The following is a 24,205-nucleotide window of genomic DNA, read 5'->3' as shown; positions in this document are numbered from 1 at the left end:
TCCCGACCATCAACCGAGGAGTATCGGCATGCCCAGCAAAAACACCATCTGCCTCTGGTTCGACGGCACGGCACTGGAAGCCGCGACCTTCTATGCCCAGACCTTCCCCGACAGTTCGGTCACCGCGGTCCACCGTGCTCCCGGCGACTACCCCTCGGGAAAACAGGGCGATGTCCTGACCGTCGAGTTCACGGTCATGGGCATCCCCTGCCTGGGCCTCAACGGCGGCCCGACCTTCCCCCATAGCGAGGCCTTCTCCTTCCAGGTGGCGACCGACGACCAGGCCGAAACCGACCGGCTGTGGCAGGCGATCGTCAGCCATGGCGGGCAGGAAAGTGCCTGCGGCTGGTGCAAGGATAAGTGGGGGTTGTCGTGGCAGATCACGCCACGGGCGCTGACCGCGGCGATCAGCCATCCGGACCCGGCGGCGGCCAGGCGCGCATTCGACGCAATGATGGGGATGGGCAAGATCGACATCGCCGTGATCGAGGCGGCCCTCAAGGGCTGAGCGGTGTTTTCGGGACAAGGGCGATATCCGACGAACAGCACGATTGCACAATGCCAGCCGTCGGACATCGCATGCACCATTTTGGGTTCTCTACTAGCCTTGGCAACTCATGGAATCCCCGTTTGCCCGGCAAACCATTGTTCAAGGAGAAATCAATGACGACCCCCGTACTGATGGCCGAACGCACCTACCGCAACTGGTCCACCCCGATTCTGCTGGAACTCAATCTGCGCGCGCACCAACTGGACGCACCTTCGCGTCAGGCCCTGCGCAATGTACTGATCGAACGTCGAATGGCCGACCTGGGCAGTCCGACCGGGGTCGAGCGGCGCAAGACCGCCTGACCCGCAGGATTCGATAGTGGGAGCGGGCCTGCCCGCGAACGGGTCCTCAGGACCGCTAAACGCTTCGCGGGCGAGCCCGCTCCCACAAGTCTCCGGCCCGGCACAAGACCGTGCAATCCGGAAGAGTGCGGGGTTACGACTTGACCCCTTCGTAGTTGACCATCCAGGCCACGCCGAAACGATCCTCGAACATGGCAAAACGTTCAGCCCAGAAAGTTTTCGCCAGCGGCATGAAAACCTTGCCGCCCTCGCTCAGCCCCTTGAACAAGCGCTCGGCCTCGGCGGCGCTGTCGACGTTGAGGGAGACCGATACCCCCTGCGGTTTCTGAAACGGCTGGCCGGACGGGCAGTCCGAGGCCATCAGGCTGAACCCGCCCACGGTCAGGCAGGCATGCAAAATCTTGTCACTGTCCTTGGGCACTTCAGCCTCCGCGGGTGCATCGGCAAAGGACAGCGAAAACAGCTCGCCGCCCAGCACGCGCTTGTACAGAGCGAAGGCTTCCTTGCAGTCACCGTTGAAGGTCAGGTAGGGAATGATTCTCATGGTGGATCTCCTGTCGTCAGGTTTCACGGTTGTCCGGACAACTGCGTGCGCAGGCGTTCTTCCTGCTCACGCAACTCGGGGGTCAGGCATTCGCCGAAATCCTCGGCTTCGAAGATCTGGCGAATCTCGATATCGCTGTCGCTGACCATCGGGTTCGGGCAGCGCTTGACCCAGTCGATGGCCTCCTGCAGCGACTGGACCTGGAAGATCCAGAAGCCGGCGATCAATTCCCTGGTCTCGATGAAGGGACCCTCCACGACCGTACGCTGCTGGCCGGAAAAGCGTACGCGGGCCCCTTTGGAACTGGGATGCAGGCCCTCGGCGGCGAGCATCACCCCGGCCTTCACCAGTTCCTCGTTGTAGGCGCCCATGGCGGTCAACAGTTGCGCGCTGGGCATTTCCCCGGCTTCCGATTCGGGGCTGGCCTTGACGATCACCATAAATCGCATAGCTGTTCTCCTGATGGTGGATGAGCCGTCCCTGTGGCGGCTCTACGGGTTAATCGAACGGCCGGGCACGGAATCGACAGGCCGCTGAAAATATTTTTCCGGGAATGCCGCTGGTCCGGTTCAGACGTTGCCCACAAGCGACTGTCGAGAAGGCCAGACGCCAATCGACTAAGCATAGAACTGTACCCCCACCGCTTCCCGGCGCCCTTGCCGGGCGGCACCGACCACAAGGAAACCTCGTGATGAACCAGCCCAACGTTGAACAACATGCCGTGGTATCGCGCCAGGAGTGGCTGGCGGCGCGTCGGGAACACCTGATCCAGGAGAAGGCCCTCAGCCGTCAGCGCGAGCAGCTCAGCGCCGCGCGGCGTGCCCTGCCCTGGCTGCGGGTCGACAAGGACTACCGCTTCGAAGGTGCCGACGGCCCGCGACGGCTGGCCGACCTGTTCGGCAACCACAGCCAGTTGATCGTCTATCACTTCATGTTCGGCGACGGCTGGGCCGAGGGCTGCCCCCACTGTTCGTTCCTGGCCGATCATTTCGACGGTGCCAACCTGCACCTGGCCCATCACGACGTTGCGTTCGTTGCCATTTCCCACGCGCCGTGGGCCCGGTTCCAGGCCTTCAGACGGCGCATGGGCTGGCGGTTCGAGTGGCTGTCCTCGGCCGGCAGCGACTTCAACCACGACTTCGGCGTGAGCTTTTCGCCCGAGGAACGGGCCAGCGGCCAGATCGACTACAACTACCAACGCCTCGCCGGCGGTGCCGAGGAAATGCCCGGGCTCAGCGTGTTCTACCGCAACAGCGAAGGTGAGATCTTCCATACCTATTCAACCTATGCGCGAGGCCTGGACATACTGATCGGCGCGCACAACTTCCTCGACCTGACGCCCAAGGGACGCAACGAAGGCCCGATCATGAACTGGGTCCGGTTCCATGATCGCTACACCGACAGTGCCCGGCGCGCCTGCTGCGGGTCCCATGGCGATAAATAATCAATGAGCCTGTTGCCACGTTCGTCATAAGATCGGCGTACGCTGACAAGTTCATGCCGGGCCTGCCCGTCACCAGCAATTCAGACCAGTCCTACAAAATATGCTGACTTTGCTCCCCTCCCCGGTCGAAAGTCCGGGGTTGGGCGGGGCAAACACGACCATTCGTCAGCAGAACGGTTAATATCGAAAAGCTATTACTGCACTCTTTCCCCTATCAGCCCCTGTCAGAGAGGAACAATGGATTCTGCCGCCGTCTCGCTTGATCAACGTTCGGATTTCGCCCTGGCCCTCTCGGGGGCGGTGTCCGGGCCATGGTGTTTCATCTGGGGGTACTCAGGTATCTGGCCGAACAACAGGCGCTGGAGCGGGTCAGCCAGCTCTCGACCGTTTCCGGTGGCAGCCTGCTGGTGGGACTGCTGTTGCATGAGAACGGCGGGCAGTGGCCCGATTCGGCGCAGTTCCTGCAGCGGCTGTATCCGCTGCTGCGGGAAAAACTCTGCTCACGCAGCCTGCTGCTCAGTGGCCTGCGCCAGTTGCTCAATCCGCTGAACTGGCGCTTCCTGCTGTCGCGGGCCAACCTGCTGGCGTTGGGCCTGCGCAACGAATGGGGCGTGGATGGCCTGCTGTCGCAGGTCGGTGTCCGGCCGGACTGGTCGATCAACGGCACCACGGCCGAGAACGGCAAGCGCTTTCGCTTCAAGCGCAGCAACATGGGCGACTACTCCATCGGCTACGCCGCCACGAGCGACATGCCGTTGGCCGAGGCCCTGGCGGTTTCGGCGGCATTTCCCGGCGGCATCGGCCCGCTGGTGCTCGACAGCCGGCGCTTCAAATGGATGCAACGCGGCTGGGATGCGCCGTTGAACACGGCGGTGCCAACCAAACCGCCCTTCGCCAGGCTGCACCTGTATGACGGTGGTGTCTACGACAACCTCGGCCTGGAGCCGTTCTTCGACGCGGCCACCGGACGCAGCAAACGCTACGAATACCCGATCGTCGTCTGTGATGCCGGCGCACCACTCAAGCCGGGCTTCCAGGCCGGCGTACTGAGCCCCTGGCGGCTCAAGCGCATGGCCGACATCATGTCCGACCAGTCCCGGGCCCTGCGGATACGCAGCTTCGTCGAATACCTCGACCAGGCGCCCGGACGCGGCAGCTACCTGGGCATCGCCAGCGCGCTGATCGAGGCGCCGGCAGGCAGCGATGCGGCGTTTGCCGCAAGCTTCCCCACCAGCCTGAATCGCCTGAGCAACGAGGTCTTCGACCGTATCGCCCGGCATGGTCATGCCGTGGCGCGGGTCACCGACCGGCAATACGGCCTGTTGCCGGCAGTATCGGCGACAAGCCGCCCCCAGGAACCGGCCTGAGCGTCGCTCAAGGCAGCACCAGCACACCCAGGCTGGCACTGACCACCAAGGCGGTGCCGGCGAACTGCAGCGGCACCATCGGTTGGCTCAGCACCACGTAGCCGGCCAATGCACCGACCGCCGGTTCGACACTCATCAGGATGCCAAACGCCGAGGTTGGCATCCGCCGCAGTGCGATCATCTCCAGGCCATAGGGCAGCAGCGGTACGAACAGCGCCAGCCCGGCACAACTGGCCACCTGCAGCCACGGCAGGTGCCCTCCGCTTTGCCACAGCCCCAAGGGTGCGGTGATCACGGCAGCGGCCAGCAGCGACACCGACAGTCCTTCAAACCCCGAGAACAGGCTGCCGACCCGTTTCATCAGCAGGATATAGCCGGCCCAGCCCGCCGCCGAACCCAAGGCCAGCAGCAGCCCCAGGGGTTCACCGACCCAGCCCTGGTCATTACGCGCCAGGAGCAGTACGCCCAGCAGCGCCAGGAACGGCCAGACCAGCGCCCGCCAACGACGGATAGCCAGGCTCGCCACCAGCAGCGGCCCGAGAAACTCGATGGCGATCGCCAGCCCCAGGGGAATGCGTTGGATGGCGGCAAAAAAGCAGCTGGTCATTACCGCCATGGCCAGCCCCAGCCCGGCGGCGGCCCCCCAGCGCGACCACGAGTAACTGCGCAACCGCGGACGCACCAGCAGTCCCAGGATCGCCGCCGCCCAGCACAGGCGCAACCAGGTGGTACTGAAGGTTCCATAGCTGTCCATGGTTGGTGTCGACAGTGCCGCACCGAATTGCACGAAGAGCATCGACAGCACGCACAGCCCCGCGGCCAGTAACAGATTCCGGCGAGAGGTGCGTGCGACTGGGGGGTTCAGTACGGCGGCGTTGTCCTGCATGGCAAAAACTCCTGTCAATGAGCGCCTATCCTAGCCAGCCGGCCGATATTCAAATAACCTGATATTCCTGATTCCAGCTTAAGGAATTCTGATAATGCGCGATCTCGACAGCAGCCTGCTGCGAACTTTCGCCACCGTCGCCGAGACCGGTACGGTCGGCGCTACCGCCCAGCGCCTGGGGCGGACCCAGGCCGCCGTCAGCATGCAACTGCGCCGCCTGGAGGAGGACCTGGAGCGGCGGCTGTTCGAACGCTCGCCCCGTGGCCTGCGCCTGACCGAGGCCGGTCATACCCTGCTGCCCTACGCCCATAGCATTCTCGGCACCGGTGCCGATGCCCGGCGGGCACTGGCGGCCAGCCAGGTGGCGGGCACGGTGCGCCTGGGCCTGCTGGAGGATATCGCCATCGGCAGCCTGCCGCGGGCCCTGCAACGGTTTTCCGCGGCCTATCCGCAGGTCAGCCTGGAAATCACCGTCGACAGCAGCGCAGCCATGTCCGCCCGGCTGCTCGAGGGTGCACTGGATATCGTCGTCGGCGACACCCATGGCATCAACGCCAGGCCCCAGGTGAGCTGGGAGTTGCCGCTGTTCTGGGTCGGCGCCCGTGGGCTGGTGCTCGAACCGACGCTGGACGCTCGGGTCCTGTCCCTGGTGACCTTCAGCGGCACGTGCCTCTGGCAGCCGCGGGTGGAGCAGCAGCTGAAACAGGCCGGTATCGGCTGGCGGGTGGTGTGCAGTAGTACCAGCCTGCCGGCGGTGCAATCGGCGGTCGAGGCCGGCCTGGGCATTGCGGTACTGCTCGAAGGCAACATCCGTGCGCAAAGCATGCGGGTGCTGGGGGCTGCCGAAGGTCTGCCAGCCGCACCGGTGGTGACCTTCGGGCTCTACGTGCGCCCCGTCCCCGCCGTCCAGGCCCCGGCCGTCAGGGCGATGCAGCGGTTTCTCGAAGAGGCGTTGAACATCCCCAGCGCCTGACTCACTCGCCCGCTGCCGCCAGCTCGAAACAGAACACCGCGCCCTTGCCGGGCACCGACAGCAGACGGATCTGGCTGTCGTGCAACTGCAGGATACGCCGCACGATCAACAGGCCGAGGCCGCCGCTGCGACGGTCGCCGTCCTGGTTGAAGGGACGCCGGAACAGGTTGTCCAGCAGCTTGGGCGGGATACCCGGCCCCGTATCGCTGACGGTCACCCGGACCTTGCCCGACGCATGCACCAGCGCCACCTCGATGCTGCCGCCTTCCGGAGTATGACGCAGGGCATTGTCGATCAGGTTGGTCAGCACCCGTTCGATCATGCCGAGGTCGGCACTCACCATCGCCGCACCGCGCGGCAGTACCGCCAACAGCTTCGAATGGCGGGTTTCGGCCATCAGCTCGAATTTCTGGAACACGTCCTGGATCAGGTCGCTGAGGGAGAAATCCTCCCGTTCCAGACGCACCTCGCCATGCTCCAGGCGCGCCAGTTCGAACAGGGCCTGGGCCAGTTGCCGGACCTTGTTGCTCTGCGCCAGCGCGGTGCCCAGGTAACGCTTGCGCTCGTCCGGCGCCAGCAGCTCGCCCTTGAGCGACAGGGTTTCCAGGTAACCGTGCAGTGACGCCAGTGGCGTACGCAGGTCATGGGAGATGTTCTCCACCAGCTCGCGCCGGTCCTGGTCGAGTTGGGTCAGGGCCCGCCACTGTTCGCCGATACGCACCGCCATCTGGGCGAAACTGGCTTCCAGCACCTCGATTTCGTTGCCCCCCCCCGAACCGGCAAGAGGCAGTGTCGGCGGGTTGACCGGGGCGGCATCGGTGTCGAAATCGCGCATGGTCTCGGTCAGGCGACGCAGTGGCCGGGTGATCAGGCGAAAGGCAATCAGACCGGCGATCAAACCCAGCAATGCCACCAGGCCCATGGCCCACAGCGTGGTGCGCAACACCGTGCTGGCACTCACGCGCGCCGCCAGGCGGTCATGCTCTTCGCCCTGCAGGACCACGTAGAGATAGCCCAACTCCTTGCCGCCACCGTGCAGCGCGGCGGCGCTGAACACCTTGCGTCCATCGGTACTGCGCGGGTCATCGCCCAGAATCGGCAGCGGCTGGCCGTCCAGCAGGCGCCGGATCGGCTCCAGGTCGACCTGGTCACGCTTGAGATGGCCCTGGGGCGCGGCGTCGCCGGTGATCCGCCCGCTCGGATCGAGCAGGTACACCTCGACGCTGGGGTTGACGTTCATCAATTGGCCGAATAGCGCCCGCACACCGTCCATGGTCAGGCCCTCGGTACCCACCAGGCGGTTTTCCAGGGCGATGCTGCGGGCCAGGTCGCGGGACAGCCCCTGCACCACCTCCTTTTCGTGCATGTCACTGGCGCGCACCTGCAGCCACACCGAGGCGCCGCAGCAGGCCAGCAGCAGGATCGAGAACACCACGGACAGGCGCTGGGACAGGCTCAGGTTCATTCGGCACGCCCCGCGGGAGCAAAACGATAACCGCGGCCCCAGACCGTGAGAATCCGTTCGGGCTGTGCCGGATCGACCTCGATCTTCGCCCGCAGGCGGTTGATATGGGTGTTGACCGTGTGTTCGTAGCCATCGTGCTGGTAACCCCAGACCTGGTTCAGCAGATCCAGGCGTGAATACACCGTACCGGGGTTCTTCATGAAGAAGTGCAGCAGGTCGAACTCCCGTGGCGTCAGGTCCAGTGCCTGGCCGTCGAGCCGGGCCTCGCGGGCCAGCGGGTCCAGGCTCAGGCCGTTGAGTTCGAGACTGCCGGCGTCGACCTTGAGGCTCCTGGCCAGGGCATCGACCCGCCGCAGCAGGGCCTTGACCCGCGCCGCCAGCTCGAGCATCGAGAACGGCTTGGCCAGGTAGTCGTCGGCGCCCAGCTCCAGGCCCAGCACCCGATGCATCTCGCTGGAGCGGGCGCTGGTGATGATGATCGGCGTGTAGCGCGCCATGGCCCGGGCCTGGCGGCAGATTTCCAGGCCATCGACGCCCGGTAGCATCAGGTCGAGGATCAGCGCATCCCAGCCGCCCTTCTCCAACTGTGCCAGGCCCAGATTGCCGTCGGCACAATGGGTGACCTCGTAGCCCTCGTCCCGCAGGTGCAGGCTCAGCAGCCCGGCCAGGTGCAGGTCATCCTCGACGATCAGAATGCGTTTGGGTGAATCCATGGTGTGGCGTTCCTGCAGGTGAAATATCCGGGACGTTCACAGCATATGACGTCCGCCCCATTGTGCCGAATCGGCAGGGGGAAAATGTTCACGATTAATTTAACTTTGCGGGAGGATTTGGCGACCGTTGCCGGCCGACACTGAAAGCCTGATCAATTGCCGTGGAGATCACGCCATGTCCAGCAGAAGACGCTTTCTTCTTTCCAGTGCCGCCGCCCTGCTCGCCGCCGGTTTCGTCGACTGGCGCGCGGTGGCCGCCACCCTCGGCGGCAACGCTGCCCCAGGCGCCACGGACGAGACCTTCGAGGTCAACCACAGCGACGCCGAATGGCGGGCGATGCTGAACGACAGCCAGTACCAGGTGCTGCGCCATGAGGGCACCGAACGCCCCTACAGCAGCCCCCTCAACGACGAACACCGCACCGGTGTCTTCGCCTGCGTCGGCTGCCGGCAGGCGCTGTTTTCCTCCTCGGCCAAGTTCGACAGCCACACCGGCTGGCCGAGCTTCACCGCGCCGCTGGAGAACGCCGTCGGCACCCGTCGCGACAGCTCGCTGGGCATGGTCCGCACCGAAGTGCATTGCCATCGCTGCGGCGGCCACCTGGGCCACGTGTTCCCCGACGGGCCGGCACCGACCGGCTTGCGCTACTGCATGAACGGCGTGGCGATGAGCTTCACGCCGAGTGCGGGCTGAGCGGCTGGGCCTGTTCGCGGGCAAGCCCTGCTCCTACAGGGGCCAACCCCAGCCAGAGACCTACGGCCGGCAACGTTTCAACTTCATCGACAAGGATCTGCATCATGCTTTTAATCATCCTGGCGTACCTGGGCGGTCTGCTGACCATCCTCAGCCCGTGCATCCTGCCGGTGCTGCCCTTCGTGTTCGCCCGCTCCGGCGAGTCGTTGCGCCGCAGCGGCCTGCCGCTGCTGTGCGGCATGGCCCTGACCTTCGCCCTGGTCGCCACCCTCGCCGCCGTCGGCGGTGGCTGGGTGGTGCGGGCCAATCAGTACGGGCGCTGGCTGGCGATGGCGCTGATGGCCTTCTTCGCCATCACCCTGCTCTTCCCCCACCTGGCCGATCGCCTGGCTCGGCCGCTGGTTTCGGCCGGTGACCGGCTGTCACGCTCGGCCCAGGCGGAAAGCGGGCAGCCGAGCGTGCGCTCGTCGTTCGTTCTCGGTATCGCCACCGGTCTGCTGTGGGCTCCCTGCGCCGGGCCGATCCTCGGCCTGATCCTCACCGGTGCGGCCCTGCAGGGCGCCAACATCGGCACCACGCTATTGCTGCTGGCCTATGCCGCCGGTGCCGCCACCTCCCTGGCCGGTGCCCTGCTGGTCGGTGGCCGGGTATTCAGCGTGATGAAACGCAACCTCGGGACCGGCCAGTGGCTACGCCGCGGTCTCGGCGCGGCGATGCTCGCCGGGGTGGCGGCGATTGCCCTGGGCCTGGACACCGGCCTGCTGACCCGGGTCTCGACGGTCGCCACTGCCGGCATCGAGCAGAGACTGCTGGATACCTTCAACCCGGCGCCGCAGCCAGGCGCAATGATGGCGGCGGTGGTTCACGATGAACAACCGGCCGGCAGCATGATGGCCATGGCCGCCAAAACGTCGACTGAACGCCCCCTGCCGGTCGAAGGCACCCTGCCCGACCTCTCCGGCGCCGTGCAGTGGCTCAACTCGGCCCCCCTGAGCGCCGCCGAACTCAGGGGCAAGGTGGTGCTGATCGACTTCTGGACCTACTCCTGCATCAACTGCCTGCGCAGCCTGCCCTACGTCAACGCCTGGGCACAGAAATACCACGACCAGGGCCTGGTGGTGATCGGCGTGCATGCTCCGGAGTTCGCCTTCGAACGCGACATCGACAACGTACGCCAGGCCGTGAGCAAGCTGGGGATCCGCTATCCGGTGGCGATCGACAATGACTACGCCATCTGGCGTGGCTTCAACAACCAGTACTGGCCGGCGCACTACTTCATCGATGCCCAGGGCCGGGTGCGCTACCACCACTTCGGCGAAGGCGACTATGCCGGCTCCGAGCAGGTGATCCAGCAACTGCTGGCCGAAGCCGGCAACCGGAACGTCTCCGGCGGCGTGGTCAGCGCCCAGGCCAGCGGTGTGATGCAGGCGGCGGATGAAGCCGAAGTGAAATCGCCGGAAACCTACATCGGCTATGACCGTGCCGAGCATTTCGCTTCCCCGGGCCAGCAGCTCGCCGACCAACCCAAGACCTATGACGCGCCCCGGCAACCGCAGCTGAATCAGTGGGGCCTGGCGGGCAACTGGACCGTGCGCCCGGAACAGGCGGCCTTGAACCAGGCAGGCGGCTCTATCGTTTTCCGCTTCCATGCCCGTGACCTACATCTGGTGCTCGGCCCTTCCGCCAGCGGCCAACCCGTTCGCTTCAAGGTGCAGGTCGATGGCAAGGCGCCGGGCGCGGACCACGGCACCGATACCGACGCCAACGGCCAGGGCACGGTGACCGAACAGCGCCTGTATCAGTTGGTGCGCCAGGCCGGTGACATCGGCGACCACACCTTTTCCATCGAATTTCTCGACCCCGGTGTGCAGGCCTACGCCTTCACCTTCGGTTGATTGCCAAGAGGATGCATGAAATGAGCAAGTCCATGATGCAGAAAAAAAACGTCTCGCCGCTGTTGACGATGGCCGCTGTGGCCGGCCTGGCCCTGTCGATCCTGCTGGTGCAGCGCCTGGCCTTTGCCGCCGAGCCGGCGGTGCAGATCGCTCCGCCGGCGCTGGATGAGCCGGCCACCGCCGGCCAGGCCACGGCCGTGTTCGCCGGCGGCTGCTTCTGGGGTGTCCAGGGCGTGTTCCAACATGTGCGCGGGGTGCAGAACGTGGTGTCCGGCTATGCCGGCGGCGCGGCGGGTACCGCCCATTACGAACAGGTTGGCGAAGGCGATACCGGGCATGCCGAATCAGTGCAGATCACCTACGACCCGAGCCAGGTCAGCTATGGCAAGCTGCTGCAGGTGTTCTTCTCGGTGGCCCACGACCCGACCCAGCTCAACCGCCAGGGGCCGGACAGCGGCACGCAGTACCGCTCGGCGATCTTCCCGGTGAACGCCGGGCAGGAAAAGATCGCCCAGGCGTATATCGCGCAGTTGGATGGCGCCAGGGTGTTCCCGTCGAAGATCGTCACCCGGATCGAGGACAACAAGGTGTTCTATCCGGCCGAGGGGTATCACCAGAACTACCTGACCTTGCATCCCTACGTGCCCTACATCGCCATCAACGACCTGCCGAAGGTGGAGAACCTCAAGCGCATGGAGCCGCAGTGGTATCGGGAAGATCCGGTGCTGGTGCCGGATATACGGTGACCCTGAGGGCCTCTTCGCGGGCAAGCCCGGCTGCTGCAGGTTGTGCCGTACAGGGCTGTTTGTTCTGCACGTTCCTGTAGGCGCCGGGCTTGCCCGCGAAAGCGACGGAGCAGGCACCACCTATTTCAAACGGTGCCTCGCCCCTCAGGGATAACGCCGTTTGTCCGGCGCGGGCGGGAAGTACTGGTACAACCAGGTCTCGCTCAAGGTCCGCTCGCCGCTGCGAATGAACAGTCGCATCTCCACCGGGTCGACGCTGTCGTTGGTCGGGTACCAGTCGAAGATCACCCGGTAGCCGCCGATCTCATCCAGCTTGAGGACACTGAAATCCTTCACCTGACCATTGGAGGTGGTGACCACCGGCTCGATCCCGCTCCCCTCCGGCAGCCGCTCCAGCCCGCCGCCGTTGAAGTCCACGGCAAAACGCCGGGCCCAGACTTCGGGGTAATGCTCGCCCGGCGCCCAGCCCTCGGTGAAACCACCCATGCCCGAGCGCGTCGCATGCACCCGTGCCAGCGGTGTACCCACCGGCGGCAGCGCGCTCCAGTACAGCTTGTAGCCGTAGCTCAGCGAGTCACCGGCCTTGACCGGCTGCTTCGGGGTCCAGAAGGCGACGATGTTGTCCATGGTTTCGCCGGTGGTCGGGATCTCCAGCAACTGCACCGAGCCCTCGCCCCAGGGCGTGGTCGGCTCGACCCACAGGCTCGGCCGGCGGCTGTACCAGTCCACGGTGTCCTGGTAGCTGGCGAATTCGTGGTCGGTCTGCACCAGGCCGAAGCCCTTGGGGTCCTTGTCGGCAAACGCATTGAACTGCAGCTTGGCCGGGTTGTTCAGCGGTCGGCAGATCCACTCGCCATTGCCACGCCACATCGCCAGGCGATCGGAATCGTGGATCTGCGGATGGATGGTGTCGCACATGCGCCGCTCGTGAGTACCACAGCTGAACATGCTGGTCATCGGCGCAATGCCCAACTGCTCGATATCCACCCGCGCGTTGACATGGGCCTCGACCATCATCACCACCTGCTCGGCCTGGCAATCGATATCGAAACGGTAGGCGCCGGTGGCGCTCGGCGAGTCGAGCAAGGCATAGACCACAAAACGCGTGCTGTCCCTGGCCGGCGTCTCGAACCAGAACTTGGTGAAGTCCGGGAACTCCTCACGTTTGTGCGCATAGGTGTCGATCGCCAGCCCGCGCGCCGAAAGGCCGTACTGACCGGTCTTGTCCACTGCGCGGAAATAGCTGGCACCGAGAAAGGAGACGATATCGTGGCGATCGATTTCCGGGGCCTTGAACAGCTTGAAGCCGGCAAAACCCAGGTCGCCCTTGAGCTGGGACGGGTCGATACCGCTGCTGGCGTAATTGAATAGCGGCGGCCGGAAATGCACTTCCCGCGCCTGGCGCGTCTTCGCATCGACGCTGTACATGCGCACCGGCTGCCTGAAGCCCATGCCGACGTGGAAGAACTGCACATCCAGCTGGCCCTTGAGCTCATTCCACAGCGAATGCCGGGCGTCGTACTGGATCGCATTGAACTGCTGCGGGGTCATGTTCGCCAGCGTCGGCGGCAGCACCTGCCGCGTACTGACATAAGGTTTGCCAGCGAGTCCCTTCGCCTGGGCCTGCAACGCCTCGAAATCAAAATGTTCGATGTCACCGTCCGCGGTGGCGGCGAGCGCCCGTGCCGCGAACAAACCGCTGGCCGACAGGCCGGTATAGGCCGCCAGGGCCATGGAAGCTTTCAGGAGATTACGGCGATGCATAAAAAGACCTGTACTGAGGACGATCCGGACACCGCAAACGCAAGGTGTCGGACAGGGGAATCAGCCACTTCGCACGAGCAGCGGCTGCAAGCAAACAGATACCAAATCCTGAGGAACGTTCGCAATCTCTTTGAAAAACTTGATGACAGGCTTTATTCAGCAAAGGTGTGGCTAGATGTTTCAAGCCTCGATCCGATATCGGGGCGCTCCCCTTAACGACCGCCAGGAAAACATGAAAATTTCTTCAGAAAGCTTTCACTGGTTTGTTGGCAAAATCCCACGCCTGTTGTGAAGGTCCGTACGAGGCAACCGCAATGACCCGCATCCTGACCATCGAAGATGATGCTGTAACCGCCAAGGAAATCGTGGCTGAACTGAGCAGCCATGGGCTTGAAGTGGACTGGGTGGACAATGGCCGTGAAGGCCTGGTACGCGCCGTGAGCGGCGACTACGACCTGATCACCCTCGATCGCATGCTGCCGGAACTCGATGGCCTGGCCATCGTCACCACCCTGCGGACCATTGGCGTCGCCACGCCGATCCTGATGATCAGCGCCCTCTCCGATGTCGACGAGCGCGTGCGTGGCCTGCGCGCCGGCGGCGACGACTACCTGACCAAGCCCTTCGCCTCCGACGAGATGGCCGCCCGGGTCGAGGTACTGCTGCGGCGCAAGAGCCCGGCCCGGGAGTTCGAGACCTCGCTGCGGGTCGCCGACCTGGAACTGAACCTGATCAGCCGCGAAGCCACCCGCGCCGACCAACTGCTCAGCCTGCTGCCCACCGAATACAAGCTGCTGGAGTTCCTGATGCGCAACACCGGGCAGATCCTCTCGCGGATGATGATCTTCGAGGAAGTCTGGGGTTATCACTTCGACCCGGGCACCAACCTGATCGATGTACACATCGGCCGCCTGCGCAAGAAAATCGACAGTCCCGGCCTGCCACCGCTGATCCGCACGGTACGAGGCTCCGGTTATGTCATTGCCGAACCCCTCTAAGGGCTGGCGCTCGTCCACCAGCCGCCTGCTGGCGCTTTACAGTTTCCTCTTCGTGGCCTGGAGCTGCAGCCTGATGGGCGTGCTCTACTACGAGGTCTCCGGCTACCTCGACACGCTGGCGCGCCACTCGCTGATGCAGCGCCAGCACCTGTTCTCGCGCTTCCAGGGCCAGCAGTTGCTGGACGCGCTGACCACCAGCATGACTTTCGACATGCGCGGGGTCGACGCCTACGGCCTGTTCAACGAACAGAAAATGCACCTCAGCGGGCCGATCAAGCAAATGCCGCCGGACCTGATCATGGACGGCCACATCCACGAACTGACCAACTGCATCGATTCCGACGACCCCAACCTGCCCCAGGACAGTTGCGACGCCGTCGCCACCCAGACCCATGACGGCCGCTGGCTGCTGCTGGTGCGTGACAACGGCTCGCTGTTCGGCGTGACGCGGATCATCCTCCATGCGCTGTTCTGGGCGGTGTCGCTGACCATTCTGCCCGGCATTGCCGGCTGGCATCTGCTGCGGCGTCGGCCGATCCGCCGTATCCGGGCGATCCAGGCCAGCGCCGAAGCGATCGTCGCCGGCGACCTCGGCCACCGCCTGCCACTGTCCAACCGCCGCGACGAGCTGGACATGCTGGCGGCCATCGTCAACGCCATGCTCGACCGCATCGAGCGGCTGATGAACGAGGTCAAGGGCGTCTGCGACAACATCGCCCACGACCTGCGCACCCCGCTGACCCGCCTGCGCGCGCAGCTCTACCGCATCCAGCAGCAGGCCCCGCACGACTCTCCCGAGGCCCTGCAACTGGACGGCGTGATTGCCGAGACCGACACCCTGATGGCGCGCTTCAAGGGGCTGTTGCGGATCTCCGAGCTGGAAGACCACCAACGCCGTTCCGGCTTCGTGGTGCTCGACCCACTACCGCTGCTGCGCGAGTTGCATGACTTCTATCTGCCCCTGGCCGAAGAAGCGCAAATCAGCCTGCGCCTGGAGTTGCCGCAAGTGTTGCCGCACATCACCGGCGACCGCGCCCTGCTCTTCGAGGCCCTGGCGAACCTGCTGAGCAACTCGATCAAGTTCACCCCGCCGGGCGGTGAAGTAGTGCTGCTGGCGGCCAGCGACCAGGGCAGCACACGGATCGAGGTGATCGACACCGGCCCGGGCATTCCACCCTCGGAGCGCGATGCGGTGTTCCAGCGTTTCTACCGCTGCGATGACGGCAACCAGCACAGCGGCTTCGGCCTGGGCCTGTCGATCGTCGCGGCGATCATCAGCCTGCATGGCTTCAACCTGAAGATCGGCACCGGCGAGCGAACAGGCGCCCGGCTGATTCTGGAGTGCCGGGACAACCTGATCGCCGTCGACTAGCCGACGCAGACGGCGCGACGGATCGCGAATGCCCTTTGCTGTTGTGCGAGTGAAGGATGGATCATTCCTTGCTCAGGTCCACCAGGGGCGTACCGCGCACTTCCGTCTTGCGCCCATCCTGGATCTGGGTCACCCGCTGCACCGCCTGATCCACGGCCGCCTTGTCCGCCAGCAGGCTATAGCTGATCTGGAACTGCCGCTTCTGCCCGGCACCGATGGTCGGCACCAACCCCAGCGGACGCTGGTAACGACGGTTATAGGAAAAGCTGGTACCTGGCTCCAGCCCGGTCACGTAGCCCTGGCCCTGGGTGTCGGTGTTCTTCCACAGGGAGAACACCGGCAACTGTTGTGTGTTGAAGCCGACCGACACCCCGAGGTTTGCGGCCTTGTTGTGCAATACCGCCAGGGTATCGCCCTTGGCATCGGCGTAGGGCACGACGTTGTAGACCGTCTCGTCGTAGTCCCGGGTTGGCGCGCGGTAGGTCTGCCAGTCCGGCAGGTCGCCCTTGGCCTTGTCGTTGAACGGCGACACCTGCTTCACCGGCGCAACGAAACGCGCGCCCTGCTCCAGGAACGGCGTGCTGAAGTTGTTGTGGTACAGCGCCTGGTATTCCTTCGGATAGTCGCCGTTGTTGGTCAGCGTGTCATTGAGCGCAAAGCTCACGCTACCGGGCAACGTCGACAGTTCGGTGACCACGGAGAAGTCGACTTTCTTGAACGCCTGCTCCTTCAGTTCGCCCTGCAGGCGAATGGCGTAAGGCGGTTGTTCATCGATATGCAGGGTGACCCTGTTGGCCGGAATATTCGCCGCCCGGCCGTGCAAGGTGAGCAATTCGCCGTTGTCCAGCCCCGGGTGACCGACCCACTCATAGCCGCAACGCACCACCAGTTCGTTGAAACCCTCCAGCCAGCCCAGGCCGCCACGGCCATTGAGTTCGATGAAGGCCGGGTTGACCACCTCCTTGACCGGAGAATCCCAGCCCATGCGCACATTGCCCACGGAGGCGTGCAGAACGTTCATGCCCCGGGTCGGGACCACCGAGAGCTTCATCGTGCCGTTGTCGATGTCGACAATGCTGACCCCTTCCTGGCGGCCGCCGTGCAAGGTGCGCAGGGTTATGGAGAACGGCTTGGCGGTCTTGATCCCCAGTTGCTGGCTGGTGATCTGGCGGTTCTGCGCAGGGGTGTCGCTGTCGAGCAGCACATAGTCCCAGGCCAGGGCGTGGGAAGCGGTGGTCAGAGCGGTAACGCCGAAAATCAGTCGGAGGGTGTTCATGGGCGGTCCTTATTGGAATTGTTCGACTTTTATAAACCTAGTGAAACGATTCAGCAAGTCAAACAAGGGACAGACACTCCGACAGGCCAGCCCAGCTGGCCTGCTCTGGACAGGCCTTCCCGAGCTAGATCGACAGCACCCATCGATGCCGATCATCCCCTACTTCTTCCTGCGGCGCCTGCTCGATCCGGAATCCGCAACGATACAGCACCTTGGCTGAGCCGATATTGTTCTTGTAGACATACGCCACCAATTGCTTGAGCTTCCAGTGTTGCCGGGCCTGCTGAATCAGATGCCTCAAGGCCAGTGTGGCAAGCCCCTGCCCGCAAACGTCCCGAGCGACCCGGTAACCGACTTCAGCGATGCCTTTGGACGAGTCGATATCTTTCAGATTGGCCCGGCCGACGATCCTGCCGCTGGGGTCCTCCAAAACGAACGGATGCCAGTTGCCCTTGGCAAAGCCGGACAGATAGTCCTCGATATGCACGGTGACGCCCTGCAATGAGTAGAAGGCTGGATCGCGTGCATCGATGCGTGATTCGAACCATTCACGATTATGGGTTTCGAATGCCAGCAAGGCCTGGGTATCGGTGCCTTCCAGCCTGCGCACTCTGAATGAACTCATTGATCTCCCTCTCCCTGATGCGCAATGTTCCGATTTCTTGTTACTGTTTGCAGACACAGCCGTTGGATTTTATTCAGTGTGTCGAACGCGAGAAATGATGGGCCTGCGACGTGAAGGTGCGCCTAGCCCCTGTCCAGGCCTTCGTTTTCCTGCGCAGGTGGCCACGGTATAGCGACTCCCCCCTCATGAACAGAACGAAATGAGCGCACTGCACAATCTCGTGGAACAGGCCTACGAGCAGGCCAAGCATGGCAAGTGGGATCCACTGCTATCAGAGTGGAGCGAGTGGCCGCAGATTGCACGGCGCTGCTGCCATTATCAAAAAGCCTCTTCCGGTTGGACCTTTCTGCACCAGGCCGCCTACTTCGGTCATGAAGCCGCCTGCCGGGCATTGATTCGTGCCGGTGCCTCGCTCGACAGCATGACCGGCAAGGAGCAGACGGCGGCGGATATCGCCCGGGATCAGGGGCACTCCAGGCTGGCCGAGCTTTTGCGGCGGGCGGCGCAAGTCAGCAAGGTCCACTGGGTCAGCCCCAATGATCCGGACCTGCTGCCCAGCAGCAGCGCGTGGAGCGAAGCCACGGAGCATCGTGCGCAAGAAGCCATGCTGGTGGCCTATGCCGGCGGCGTGGTGAGGATTGCCAAGGGCGCCAGGTACTTTGCGGACTCGTTCGAACGCACCCTGGTGGGCTGGCACGGTACTTATGATCCGCCTTGCGGGATGGACGGCGAATCGGCTCTACCCATCGCCTAGGCTATGTACGCCAACGTCTGCCTTGGCATCCGCTGAAGGAGCGTCATCCATGAGGTCCGTTGACACGAACCGTCTGAAAATCTGGCAAACCCTCTCGTCGCTGTTTCTCGATACCGAGATCGACCCGCTGACCTACGACGCCATTGCACGAGCCATCCGGGAGTCCGGCTATTCGCAGGAAGAGGTCCAGCGCATCTTGTGGAACGAGGTTTTCCCGGTTCTGCAGGCGAACCTCAAGTGTGTCGCCGGGGAATGGGCCGGCTGGTCGGATGCCTGGCTTGTGGAAAATCCCAGGGTGGTCGACGAGCCGCAGTCCAGGCACCCGCGTGGCTTGGTTGCCAGGGAAATCGAGAAGTGTTGGCAGAATATCATCCGGGCACTCGGCAAAACCGATACCGTTGCCGGGCAATAGCCGCGTATCATGGAATGGCTATTAGCCACTATCCATTCGCTCACCCGGCAGATGGATTCGAAGCCAACCCGAAGCCCTTCTCTTCCATGACAACAGGACGTTCCATGCACCCGTTGAAAACCCTTCTTGCCACCAGCCTGCTGGTCCTTGCCGGCTGCGCCAGCCAGCCACCCGTGCCGCCACCGGAGTTTCCGGGGCTGGAGCAGTCGGACAAGATCGCCATCCAGGACCTGCGCCCCCACAGTGAGAGCGAAAAAGAGATTTTCAGTCTGCTGATCACCAGTGATGCCTATGCCATCTATCGTGTAGCGGACACCGCGACCAAACCCACAGGCCCGCGGCTGCTGGCCCACCGAGCTTATGAAACGCTGCCGGAACTGGGCAGCCAGCCATCGATCAAGGTGCTGCACTTCGTCACCTATGCCAACCTGCAATCGCAACTGCGCAAGAACGCGCTGCTGGCCGGCTTCACCGGCCCGATCGGCGTAGCGCTGATGGCGGACAAGAGCTTTCCGGCCGGAGACGTCCTGACCACCCGGATCGACAGTCAATCGCTGGACAAGACCGAAGGCAAAGAGGAATACACCCGGGCGTACTTCAGTGCAGAGGAAAACCCGAAAAAGTCTCCGGTGAATCTCATCTATATCGATACGGAAATACTGGGCAAACGCGTCACCACCCGCTGCCTGGTTCCACCGATCGCCTCCAAGCCTCATCTGTTTCTGGTCGAGGCCTATGACATGTGCATTTCCAATCACCTGGCGCTGTATCACGCCAACAACCAGTCGCAAGATACGGCAGCCAAGTAACGGGTCAGGGCAGACTTATTGGGCAAAGTTCACATAAGTTCGCTCCCAAGTTCCTCTCGAAGTAGCCAAGGCCCCTGATCTGTCCCGGATCAATGGGCCAAGCACCCTCCTCGCGCAGTGAAAGTTTTTCCTTTCGATCATGGCGCTTTGCTTTGATTGAACTACCTTTTCACACAAGGACCGAGCCATTCCGGCTTGTATCACCCCAAGTTGTTTTCAACGATCAGTCGGCGAATCAGTCAGACCTGTTCCCCTGATCGTGCGCGGTATCGAGGATATTGCTGGCGTCATTGGTGGTTAGTGTGGGGGGGCAGTTCTGGGGTAACCCAGTCAGCCCACGGACGGCCTGTTCGGCGAGGGTGTACCTATCATGATTTATCGTACCGTGCCTGCTTTCAGGACAATTGTTCAAGGCCTGTTATGGATGGGCCTGGGGATGGAAGCGGCCCAGGCCGCGGCGGGAAACTGTTCGCAACTGGCCAGTTTGCCCACCGTGTTCGAGGTGGGCCAGGGGCTTCAGGATGAACTGCGGATGCCGGTGCCCATTACGCAACTGGCCGTGGGCGACCCGAAGATCGCCGATGTACAAACCAGCGGCGGCAGTGCCTTCATTCTCACCGGCATGGCTCCAGGCGCCACCAGCCTGATGGTCTGGACCGCCTGCTCGCCGACGCCACGCCAAAGCATGGTGTTCGTCAAGGGCAAGGCCACCGCGGCGCTGACCAGCGTCTCGACGGTCCCTTCCGAAGACCCGCTGCTGCCGAGCCAGGTGCAGACCGATATTCGCTTCGTCGAAGTCAGCCGCAGCAAACTCAAGGAGGCCAGTACCTCGATCTTCGGCAAGAGCGGCAATTTCCTGTTCGGTTCGCCGGGCACAGTGCCCGGCGTGACGGTGACGCCCGGCCAGATTGGCCGCCTGGCGCCCAACATCCCCCTCAACAACGACTCGTTCAATATCGGCATTGGCGGCGGCAATGTGCTGGGGCTGATCAACTCCCTGGAGGGCAGCGGTTTCGCCTATACCCTCGCACGCCCGAGCCTGGTGGCCCTCAGCGGCCAGAGTGCGAGCTTCCTGGCCGGGGGTGAAGTGCCGATTCCGGTACCCAGTTCGGGCAGCGATACCATCTCCATCGAGTACAAGGAATTCGGTGTCCGCCTGACCCTGACCCCGACCATCATCGGCAGCGGTCGCATTACCCTGAAAGTCGCCCCCGAAGTCAGCGAGCTGGACTACTCCAATGGCGTGCAGATCTCCGGCATCGTGGTCCCGGCGCTGACCGTGCGCCGTACCGACACCAGCATTTCCCTGGCCGATGGCGAAAGCTTCGTCGTCAGCGGCCTGATCAGCAGCCGCAACACCGCCCAGGTGAACAAGTTTCCGGGGCTGGGCGACATTCCCGTGCTTGGCGCATTCTTCCGCAACAACACGCTCAACCGTGACGAACGCGAACTGCTGATGATCGTCACGCCGCACCTGGTTCAACCCCTGGCGGCCAACGCCAAGCTGCCCTCGCTGCCTGGCGAGCAACTGCGCAATTACGACCCGAACTTCTACCGCATGTACTTCCTCGAGAGCGGTGACTTCGACAATCGCATGGGGCTTTCGCAATGAAAACGGTGATGGCGCTGGCGGCAACGGTGCTGCTCACGGGCTGTGCCAGCAATACCCTGTCTTCCCGACCGGCCAGCTGCACGCCTCCCCCTTCGGATCAGCAGTTGACCCTGAACCTGGCCGACGAAATGATCAACGATGGCCGCCTGTATGCCAGCCTGGCGAACCTGGAAGGCCTGCCCGACGACCTGGTCCAGGTTCGCCTGCGCAAGGCTCGCATACTGCGCATGCTCGGCCGCAGCGACGCCGAACCCTTGTACAAGGGGCTGCTCGGCACTTGCCTGGCGGCCGAAGGCGAGCATGGCCTGGGTCAGTTGGCGGCGGCCCGAAACGATAATGCCACTGCCCTGGACCATCTTGAACGGGCCGCGAGGATGGCGCCCACCGATGAAAAGATCCGCAATGACCTGGGGGTCGTCTACCTCAACCAACGGCGGATCAACGATGCACGCTTCGAGTTTCTGACCGCCCTGGAGCTCAAGCAGTCAGACTCGCTGGCCGCCTTCAACCTGGTGACACTGTTGATCTATCAGGATAACTGGAAGCAGGCCGCGGAGCTGGCGAGCCGTTCCAACCTGAGCCCGAAACAGGTCACCGAGGCGCAATCCCGGGCGGCGAAACTCAAGGCCCAGGCTCGGAACGTAGCGGCTGTCGAGGGCGCGCGCCCGGGCGCCGATGCCGCTCCCGGCAGTGAGATCAAGTAGAGACGAGGAGTCGAGATGAATACCAAGAGGTTGTTGATGGTGTCCCTGGCCTGCCTGTCCACGAGCGCCTGGGCGATTGACCCGGGCCCCTCGTCAGAGCAGCAGCAGGACACCGAACGCTGGCTGCAACTGCAGATTCGCGGTGTGGTGGCCTCTCCTCAACTGCAGACCGCCTCGGCCGCCGAACGCGACCTGGCCATGCAACGCTGGCTCAACAGTTTCAACTATCCCATCCCCGAGCGTTACCAGCAGAAGGAATCGGGCAGCGTCAGCGGCAAATGAGCCAGCGCCGGTGTCATGGATCGGCGTTCGGCGATCATGGACTGCCGAAGGCCTGGAACACCCCGATCATGGCCGGGCCGATCGCAATCAGGAAGAAGCTCGGCCACAGGCAGAAAATCAGCGGGAAGATCAGCTTGGTACCGATTTTCGCGCCTGCCTCCTCGGCCGCCTGGGTACGCCGGTCACGGAACTCGTCGGCATAGATGCGCAGGGTTTCGGCCACGCTGGTACCGAAACGAATGCTCTGCGCCAGCAGACTGACCAACCCCTGCACATCCTCCAGCCCGGTACGCACCGCCAGTTGCTTGAGCGCCTCGGTGTTGCTGACCCCGGCACGGATCTGCGCATTGACCAGCGCCAGTTCCTCGGCCAGCTCGACCTGGCTGACCGCCATTTCCTCAGCCACCCGCTCGATGGTCGTCGGCAGGGCCAGCCCCGACTCCACGCAGACCACCATCAGGTCCAGCGCATCGGGAAAGGCCGCCCGCAAACGCCATTGCCGCCGTTGCTTGCGCTTGCCGACGTACAATGCCGGCAGCAGCCAGGCGACACCCGCCACCAGGGTCAGCAACAGCAAACCAAGGGCCAGGGAAAGCCTGGGCACCAGCGGCAACACCAGCACCCCGAGCCCCAGCAGCAGCAAGGGCAGCAGCAAGCGCACCGCCCAGTACACCTGCACCGCTGAAGACGAGCGATACCCGGCGTGGATCAACAGCAGTTGGGTGGCGGACGCCTGCGCCGTCTCGGTCGAACCGAACTGCTGCCCCACCCGCTCCAGGAGCACCTGCAGGCCACCCGGCACCTCTGCTCCCACCGTGCCGCCGATATGTCCGCGCTTGATCGAGGCCAGGCGACGCTGCATCGGATCCTGCAGCCCCATCAGCAACAGGATGACGGTGACCACCGCCAGCACCGTGCTCAAACCGATCGCGCTGACGAACAACAGGCGAGCCAGCGCCTCATTCTCCGTCACCCGACTGAACAACCCGAGCAGATAGTCCATGACTCGCCCCTCCACAGGGTGAAAACCGCCTAAACCTGAATACGGATGATTTTGCGTATCCAGAAAATCCCGACCAACATGGCGCAGAAGGCGCCGATGATCATCTTGTGGCCGACCGGATCATTGATCAGCACCGGCAGGTAGCTGGGGTGGTGACCAGGATCACCGCCGCCAGCACGAAGGGAATGGAAACCAGCACCCAGGCCGACATGCGCCCTTCGGCCGACAGGGTCTTGATCTTGCGCTGAAAGCGGAAGCGTCCGCGAATCAGCCGGCTCAGGCGCTCCAGCACCTCGGTCAGGTTGCCGCCGGTCTCGCGATGGATGAGGATCGACGTCACCAGCATCATCACCGTCATGCTCGGCATGCGCTCCAACAGGCCGAGCATGGCCCGGCGCACGTCATTGCCATAGTTGATATCGGCGAAGGTCAGGCCGAACTCATGGGCCACCGGCCCCTTCTGGTCCTCGGAGACCAGCCGCAGGGTGTCGTTGAACGGGTGCCCGGCGCGCAACGCGCGGCACATGGCATCCAGGGCATCGGGCAGGCCCACCTCGAAGTCGGCAAATCGCCGGTTGCGGTCCCTGAAGATTTTCAGCAGCGGCAACCAGGCGACCATCAGGGCCGCCAGCAGCGCCACCCACCCGGAGGCGCCCATCATCAGCGCCAGGGCCCCGGCCGCTGCGCCCATGGCGACTCCGAGCAACAGCACCCGATAGGCGCGGTATTCATGCCCGGACTGCTCGATCAGTTGCGTCAGGTCCGCCATGAACGGCAGTTGTTCGAGCGCGGCCTCCAGGGGCGACAGGCGCGTCAGGTATTTCTGCCGCAGCACGGTCTGCATGTTCGGCAGGTTGTTGGCCTTCTCCAGCACATGCAGGCGACCGCGAATGCGCTTGCGCATCCTGCTCGCCTCGCCGAACACCGGCACCACCACGCTCTGGGCCAGCAGGAAGGCGGCGATGAACACCATGCCCAGGAAGATCAGAATGAATTCGCCGGAGATGTGATTCAT

At 63.7% G+C, this 24,205-nt stretch carries 25 protein-coding genes and 1 pseudogene; 16 read left to right on the top strand and 10 right to left on the bottom strand.

All coding sequences use genetic code 11. The features are described from left to right. Nucleotides 1–28: 28 nt before the first annotated feature. On the top strand, nucleotides 29–508 hold the full coding sequence (locus ACM62G_RS26750) for a VOC family protein (RefSeq protein ID WP_419735992.1): 480 nt from the start codon (nucleotides 29–31) through the stop codon (nucleotides 506–508). A gap of 155 nt (nucleotides 509–663) precedes the next feature. Then, nucleotides 664–852, top strand: coding sequence for a hypothetical protein (locus tag ACM62G_RS26745; protein WP_054058852.1), 189 nt, complete (start codon nucleotides 664–666; stop codon nucleotides 850–852). Between the two features lie 133 nt (nucleotides 853–985). On the opposite strand, the gene ACM62G_RS26740 is transcribed toward ACM62G_RS26745, so the two are convergent. Then, entirely contained in the window at nucleotides 986–1,396 is a 411-nt protein-coding gene (locus ACM62G_RS26740; RefSeq protein ID WP_273820861.1) for a VOC family protein, read from the bottom strand. Nucleotides 1,397–1,419: 23 nt separating this feature from the next. Then, the gene (locus tag ACM62G_RS26735; RefSeq protein ID WP_419735991.1) at nucleotides 1,420–1,845 is read right to left on the bottom strand and encodes a YciI family protein; all 426 of its coding nucleotides are present in this window, start codon (nucleotides 1,843–1,845) and stop codon (nucleotides 1,420–1,422) included. Nucleotides 1,846–2,087: 242 nt separating this feature from the next. Between ACM62G_RS26735 and ACM62G_RS26730 the strand changes: the two genes are divergently transcribed. Beyond that, entirely contained in the window at nucleotides 2,088–2,840 is a 753-nt protein-coding gene (locus ACM62G_RS26730) for a DUF899 domain-containing protein (RefSeq protein WP_419735990.1), read from the top strand. Nucleotides 2,841–3,151: 311 nt separating this feature from the next. After that, nucleotides 3,152–4,207, top strand: coding sequence for a patatin-like phospholipase family protein (locus ACM62G_RS26725; RefSeq protein WP_419735989.1), 1,056 nt, complete (start codon nucleotides 3,152–3,154; stop codon nucleotides 4,205–4,207). 7 nt (nucleotides 4,208–4,214) lie between these two features. On the opposite strand, the gene ACM62G_RS26720 is transcribed toward ACM62G_RS26725, so the two are convergent. After that, nucleotides 4,215–5,093 carry an EamA family transporter gene (locus tag ACM62G_RS26720; protein WP_273820863.1) on the bottom strand — a complete coding sequence of 293 codons (879 nt, stop codon included), beginning with the start codon at nucleotides 5,091–5,093 and terminating at the stop codon, nucleotides 4,215–4,217. A gap of 94 nt (nucleotides 5,094–5,187) precedes the next feature. Here ACM62G_RS26720 and ACM62G_RS26715 point away from each other — a divergent pair, with 94 nt between their 5' ends. Next, nucleotides 5,188–6,066: a LysR substrate-binding domain-containing protein gene (locus ACM62G_RS26715; RefSeq protein ID WP_273820864.1), complete on the top strand. Its 879-nt coding sequence runs from the start codon at nucleotides 5,188–5,190 to the stop codon at nucleotides 6,064–6,066. A gap of 1 nt (nucleotide 6,067) precedes the next feature. On the opposite strand, the gene ACM62G_RS26710 is transcribed toward ACM62G_RS26715, so the two are convergent. Both ACM62G_RS26710 and ACM62G_RS26705 read right to left on the bottom strand, forming a co-directional pair. Further along, the gene (locus ACM62G_RS26710) at nucleotides 6,068–7,531 is read right to left on the bottom strand and encodes a sensor histidine kinase (protein WP_419735988.1); all 1,464 of its coding nucleotides are present in this window, start codon (nucleotides 7,529–7,531) and stop codon (nucleotides 6,068–6,070) included. Further along, nucleotides 7,528–8,244, bottom strand: coding sequence for a response regulator transcription factor (locus ACM62G_RS26705; RefSeq protein WP_054058860.1), 717 nt, complete (start codon nucleotides 8,242–8,244; stop codon nucleotides 7,528–7,530). The genes ACM62G_RS26710 and ACM62G_RS26705 overlap by 4 nt, the downstream gene beginning before the upstream one ends. Nucleotides 8,245–8,419: 175 nt before the next feature. Between ACM62G_RS26705 and msrB the strand changes: the two genes are divergently transcribed. The 3 genes from msrB (at nucleotide 8,420) to msrA (ending at nucleotide 11,579) form a co-directional block, all read left to right on the top strand. Then, nucleotides 8,420–8,938, top strand: coding sequence for a peptide-methionine (R)-S-oxide reductase MsrB (msrB, locus tag ACM62G_RS26700; protein ID WP_419735987.1), 519 nt, complete (start codon nucleotides 8,420–8,422; stop codon nucleotides 8,936–8,938). A 104-nt stretch (nucleotides 8,939–9,042) separates the two neighbouring features. Then, nucleotides 9,043–10,833, top strand: a complete 1,791-nt coding sequence (locus ACM62G_RS26695; RefSeq protein WP_419735986.1) for a cytochrome c biogenesis protein DipZ — start codon at nucleotides 9,043–9,045, stop codon at nucleotides 10,831–10,833. Between the two features lie 20 nt (nucleotides 10,834–10,853). Further along, complete coding sequence (msrA, locus tag ACM62G_RS26690) at nucleotides 10,854–11,579, top strand: peptide-methionine (S)-S-oxide reductase MsrA (protein WP_054063256.1); 726 nt, start codon at nucleotides 10,854–10,856, stop codon at nucleotides 11,577–11,579. 144 nt (nucleotides 11,580–11,723) lie between these two features. Here msrA and ACM62G_RS26685 read toward each other — a convergent pair whose 3' ends face one another. Continuing rightward, on the bottom strand, nucleotides 11,724–13,343 hold the full coding sequence (locus ACM62G_RS26685) for a glucan biosynthesis protein D (protein ID WP_273820868.1): 1,620 nt from the start codon (nucleotides 13,341–13,343) through the stop codon (nucleotides 11,724–11,726). 314 nt (nucleotides 13,344–13,657) lie between these two features. On the opposite strand from ACM62G_RS26685, the gene ACM62G_RS26680 reads away from it, so the two are divergent. Then, nucleotides 13,658–14,341: a response regulator transcription factor gene (locus ACM62G_RS26680; protein WP_054059768.1), complete on the top strand. Its 684-nt coding sequence runs from the start codon at nucleotides 13,658–13,660 to the stop codon at nucleotides 14,339–14,341. Further along, nucleotides 14,319–15,713: a sensor histidine kinase gene (locus ACM62G_RS26675; protein WP_273820869.1), complete on the top strand. Its 1,395-nt coding sequence runs from the start codon at nucleotides 14,319–14,321 to the stop codon at nucleotides 15,711–15,713. Before ACM62G_RS26680 ends, ACM62G_RS26675 begins: the two co-directional genes overlap by 23 nt. Before the next feature lie 61 nt (nucleotides 15,714–15,774). Here the strand turns inward: ACM62G_RS26675 and ACM62G_RS26670 are convergent, their stop codons facing one another. Beyond that, entirely contained in the window at nucleotides 15,775–16,989 is a 1,215-nt protein-coding gene (locus tag ACM62G_RS26670; RefSeq protein ID WP_054063254.1) for an aldose 1-epimerase family protein, read from the bottom strand. A gap of 124 nt (nucleotides 16,990–17,113) precedes the next feature. Then, entirely contained in the window at nucleotides 17,114–17,614 is a 501-nt protein-coding gene (locus ACM62G_RS26665) for a GNAT family N-acetyltransferase (protein ID WP_054059771.1), read from the bottom strand. Between the two features lie 199 nt (nucleotides 17,615–17,813). On the opposite strand from ACM62G_RS26665, the gene ACM62G_RS26660 reads away from it, so the two are divergent. The 6 genes from ACM62G_RS26660 (at nucleotide 17,814) to ACM62G_RS26635 (ending at nucleotide 22,187) form a co-directional block, all read left to right on the top strand. Next, nucleotides 17,814–18,368, top strand: coding sequence for an ankyrin repeat domain-containing protein (locus ACM62G_RS26660; protein WP_419735985.1), 555 nt, complete (start codon nucleotides 17,814–17,816; stop codon nucleotides 18,366–18,368). A gap of 49 nt (nucleotides 18,369–18,417) precedes the next feature. After that, on the top strand, nucleotides 18,418–18,780 hold the full coding sequence (locus ACM62G_RS26655) for a DUF7079 family protein (protein WP_419735984.1): 363 nt from the start codon (nucleotides 18,418–18,420) through the stop codon (nucleotides 18,778–18,780). 104 nt (nucleotides 18,781–18,884) lie between these two features. After that, nucleotides 18,885–19,589 (top strand): hypothetical protein, encoded by a 705-nt coding sequence (locus tag ACM62G_RS26650; protein WP_273820872.1) that lies wholly within the window; start codon nucleotides 18,885–18,887, stop codon nucleotides 19,587–19,589. Between the two features lie 370 nt (nucleotides 19,590–19,959). Next, the gene (locus tag ACM62G_RS26645) at nucleotides 19,960–21,201 is read left to right on the top strand and encodes a type II and III secretion system protein family protein (RefSeq protein ID WP_054059775.1); all 1,242 of its coding nucleotides are present in this window, start codon (nucleotides 19,960–19,962) and stop codon (nucleotides 21,199–21,201) included. Beyond that, complete coding sequence (locus ACM62G_RS26640) at nucleotides 21,198–21,905, top strand: tetratricopeptide repeat protein (protein ID WP_273820873.1); 708 nt, start codon at nucleotides 21,198–21,200, stop codon at nucleotides 21,903–21,905. The genes ACM62G_RS26645 and ACM62G_RS26640 overlap by 4 nt, the downstream gene beginning before the upstream one ends. 15 nt (nucleotides 21,906–21,920) lie before the next feature. Next, nucleotides 21,921–22,187: a DUF3613 domain-containing protein gene (locus ACM62G_RS26635; RefSeq protein WP_054059777.1), complete on the top strand. Its 267-nt coding sequence runs from the start codon at nucleotides 21,921–21,923 to the stop codon at nucleotides 22,185–22,187. A gap of 34 nt (nucleotides 22,188–22,221) precedes the next feature. Here the strand turns inward: ACM62G_RS26635 and ACM62G_RS26630 are convergent, their stop codons facing one another. After that, nucleotides 22,222–23,190, bottom strand: coding sequence for a type II secretion system F family protein (locus ACM62G_RS26630; RefSeq protein ID WP_419735983.1), 969 nt, complete (start codon nucleotides 23,188–23,190; stop codon nucleotides 22,222–22,224). A gap of 29 nt (nucleotides 23,191–23,219) precedes the next feature. Beyond that, nucleotides 23,220–24,205 (bottom strand): annotated as a pseudogene (locus ACM62G_RS26625) (type II secretion system F family protein).

The sequence above is a fragment of the Pseudomonas sp. COR18 genome (genome assembly GCF_048568395.1).
Lineage (GTDB): Bacteria > Pseudomonadota > Gammaproteobacteria > Pseudomonadales > Pseudomonadaceae > Aquipseudomonas > Aquipseudomonas fuscovaginae_B.
The sequence above is the reverse complement of the archived record's forward strand: the minus strand, read 5'-3'. Positions and strand labels throughout refer to the sequence as shown.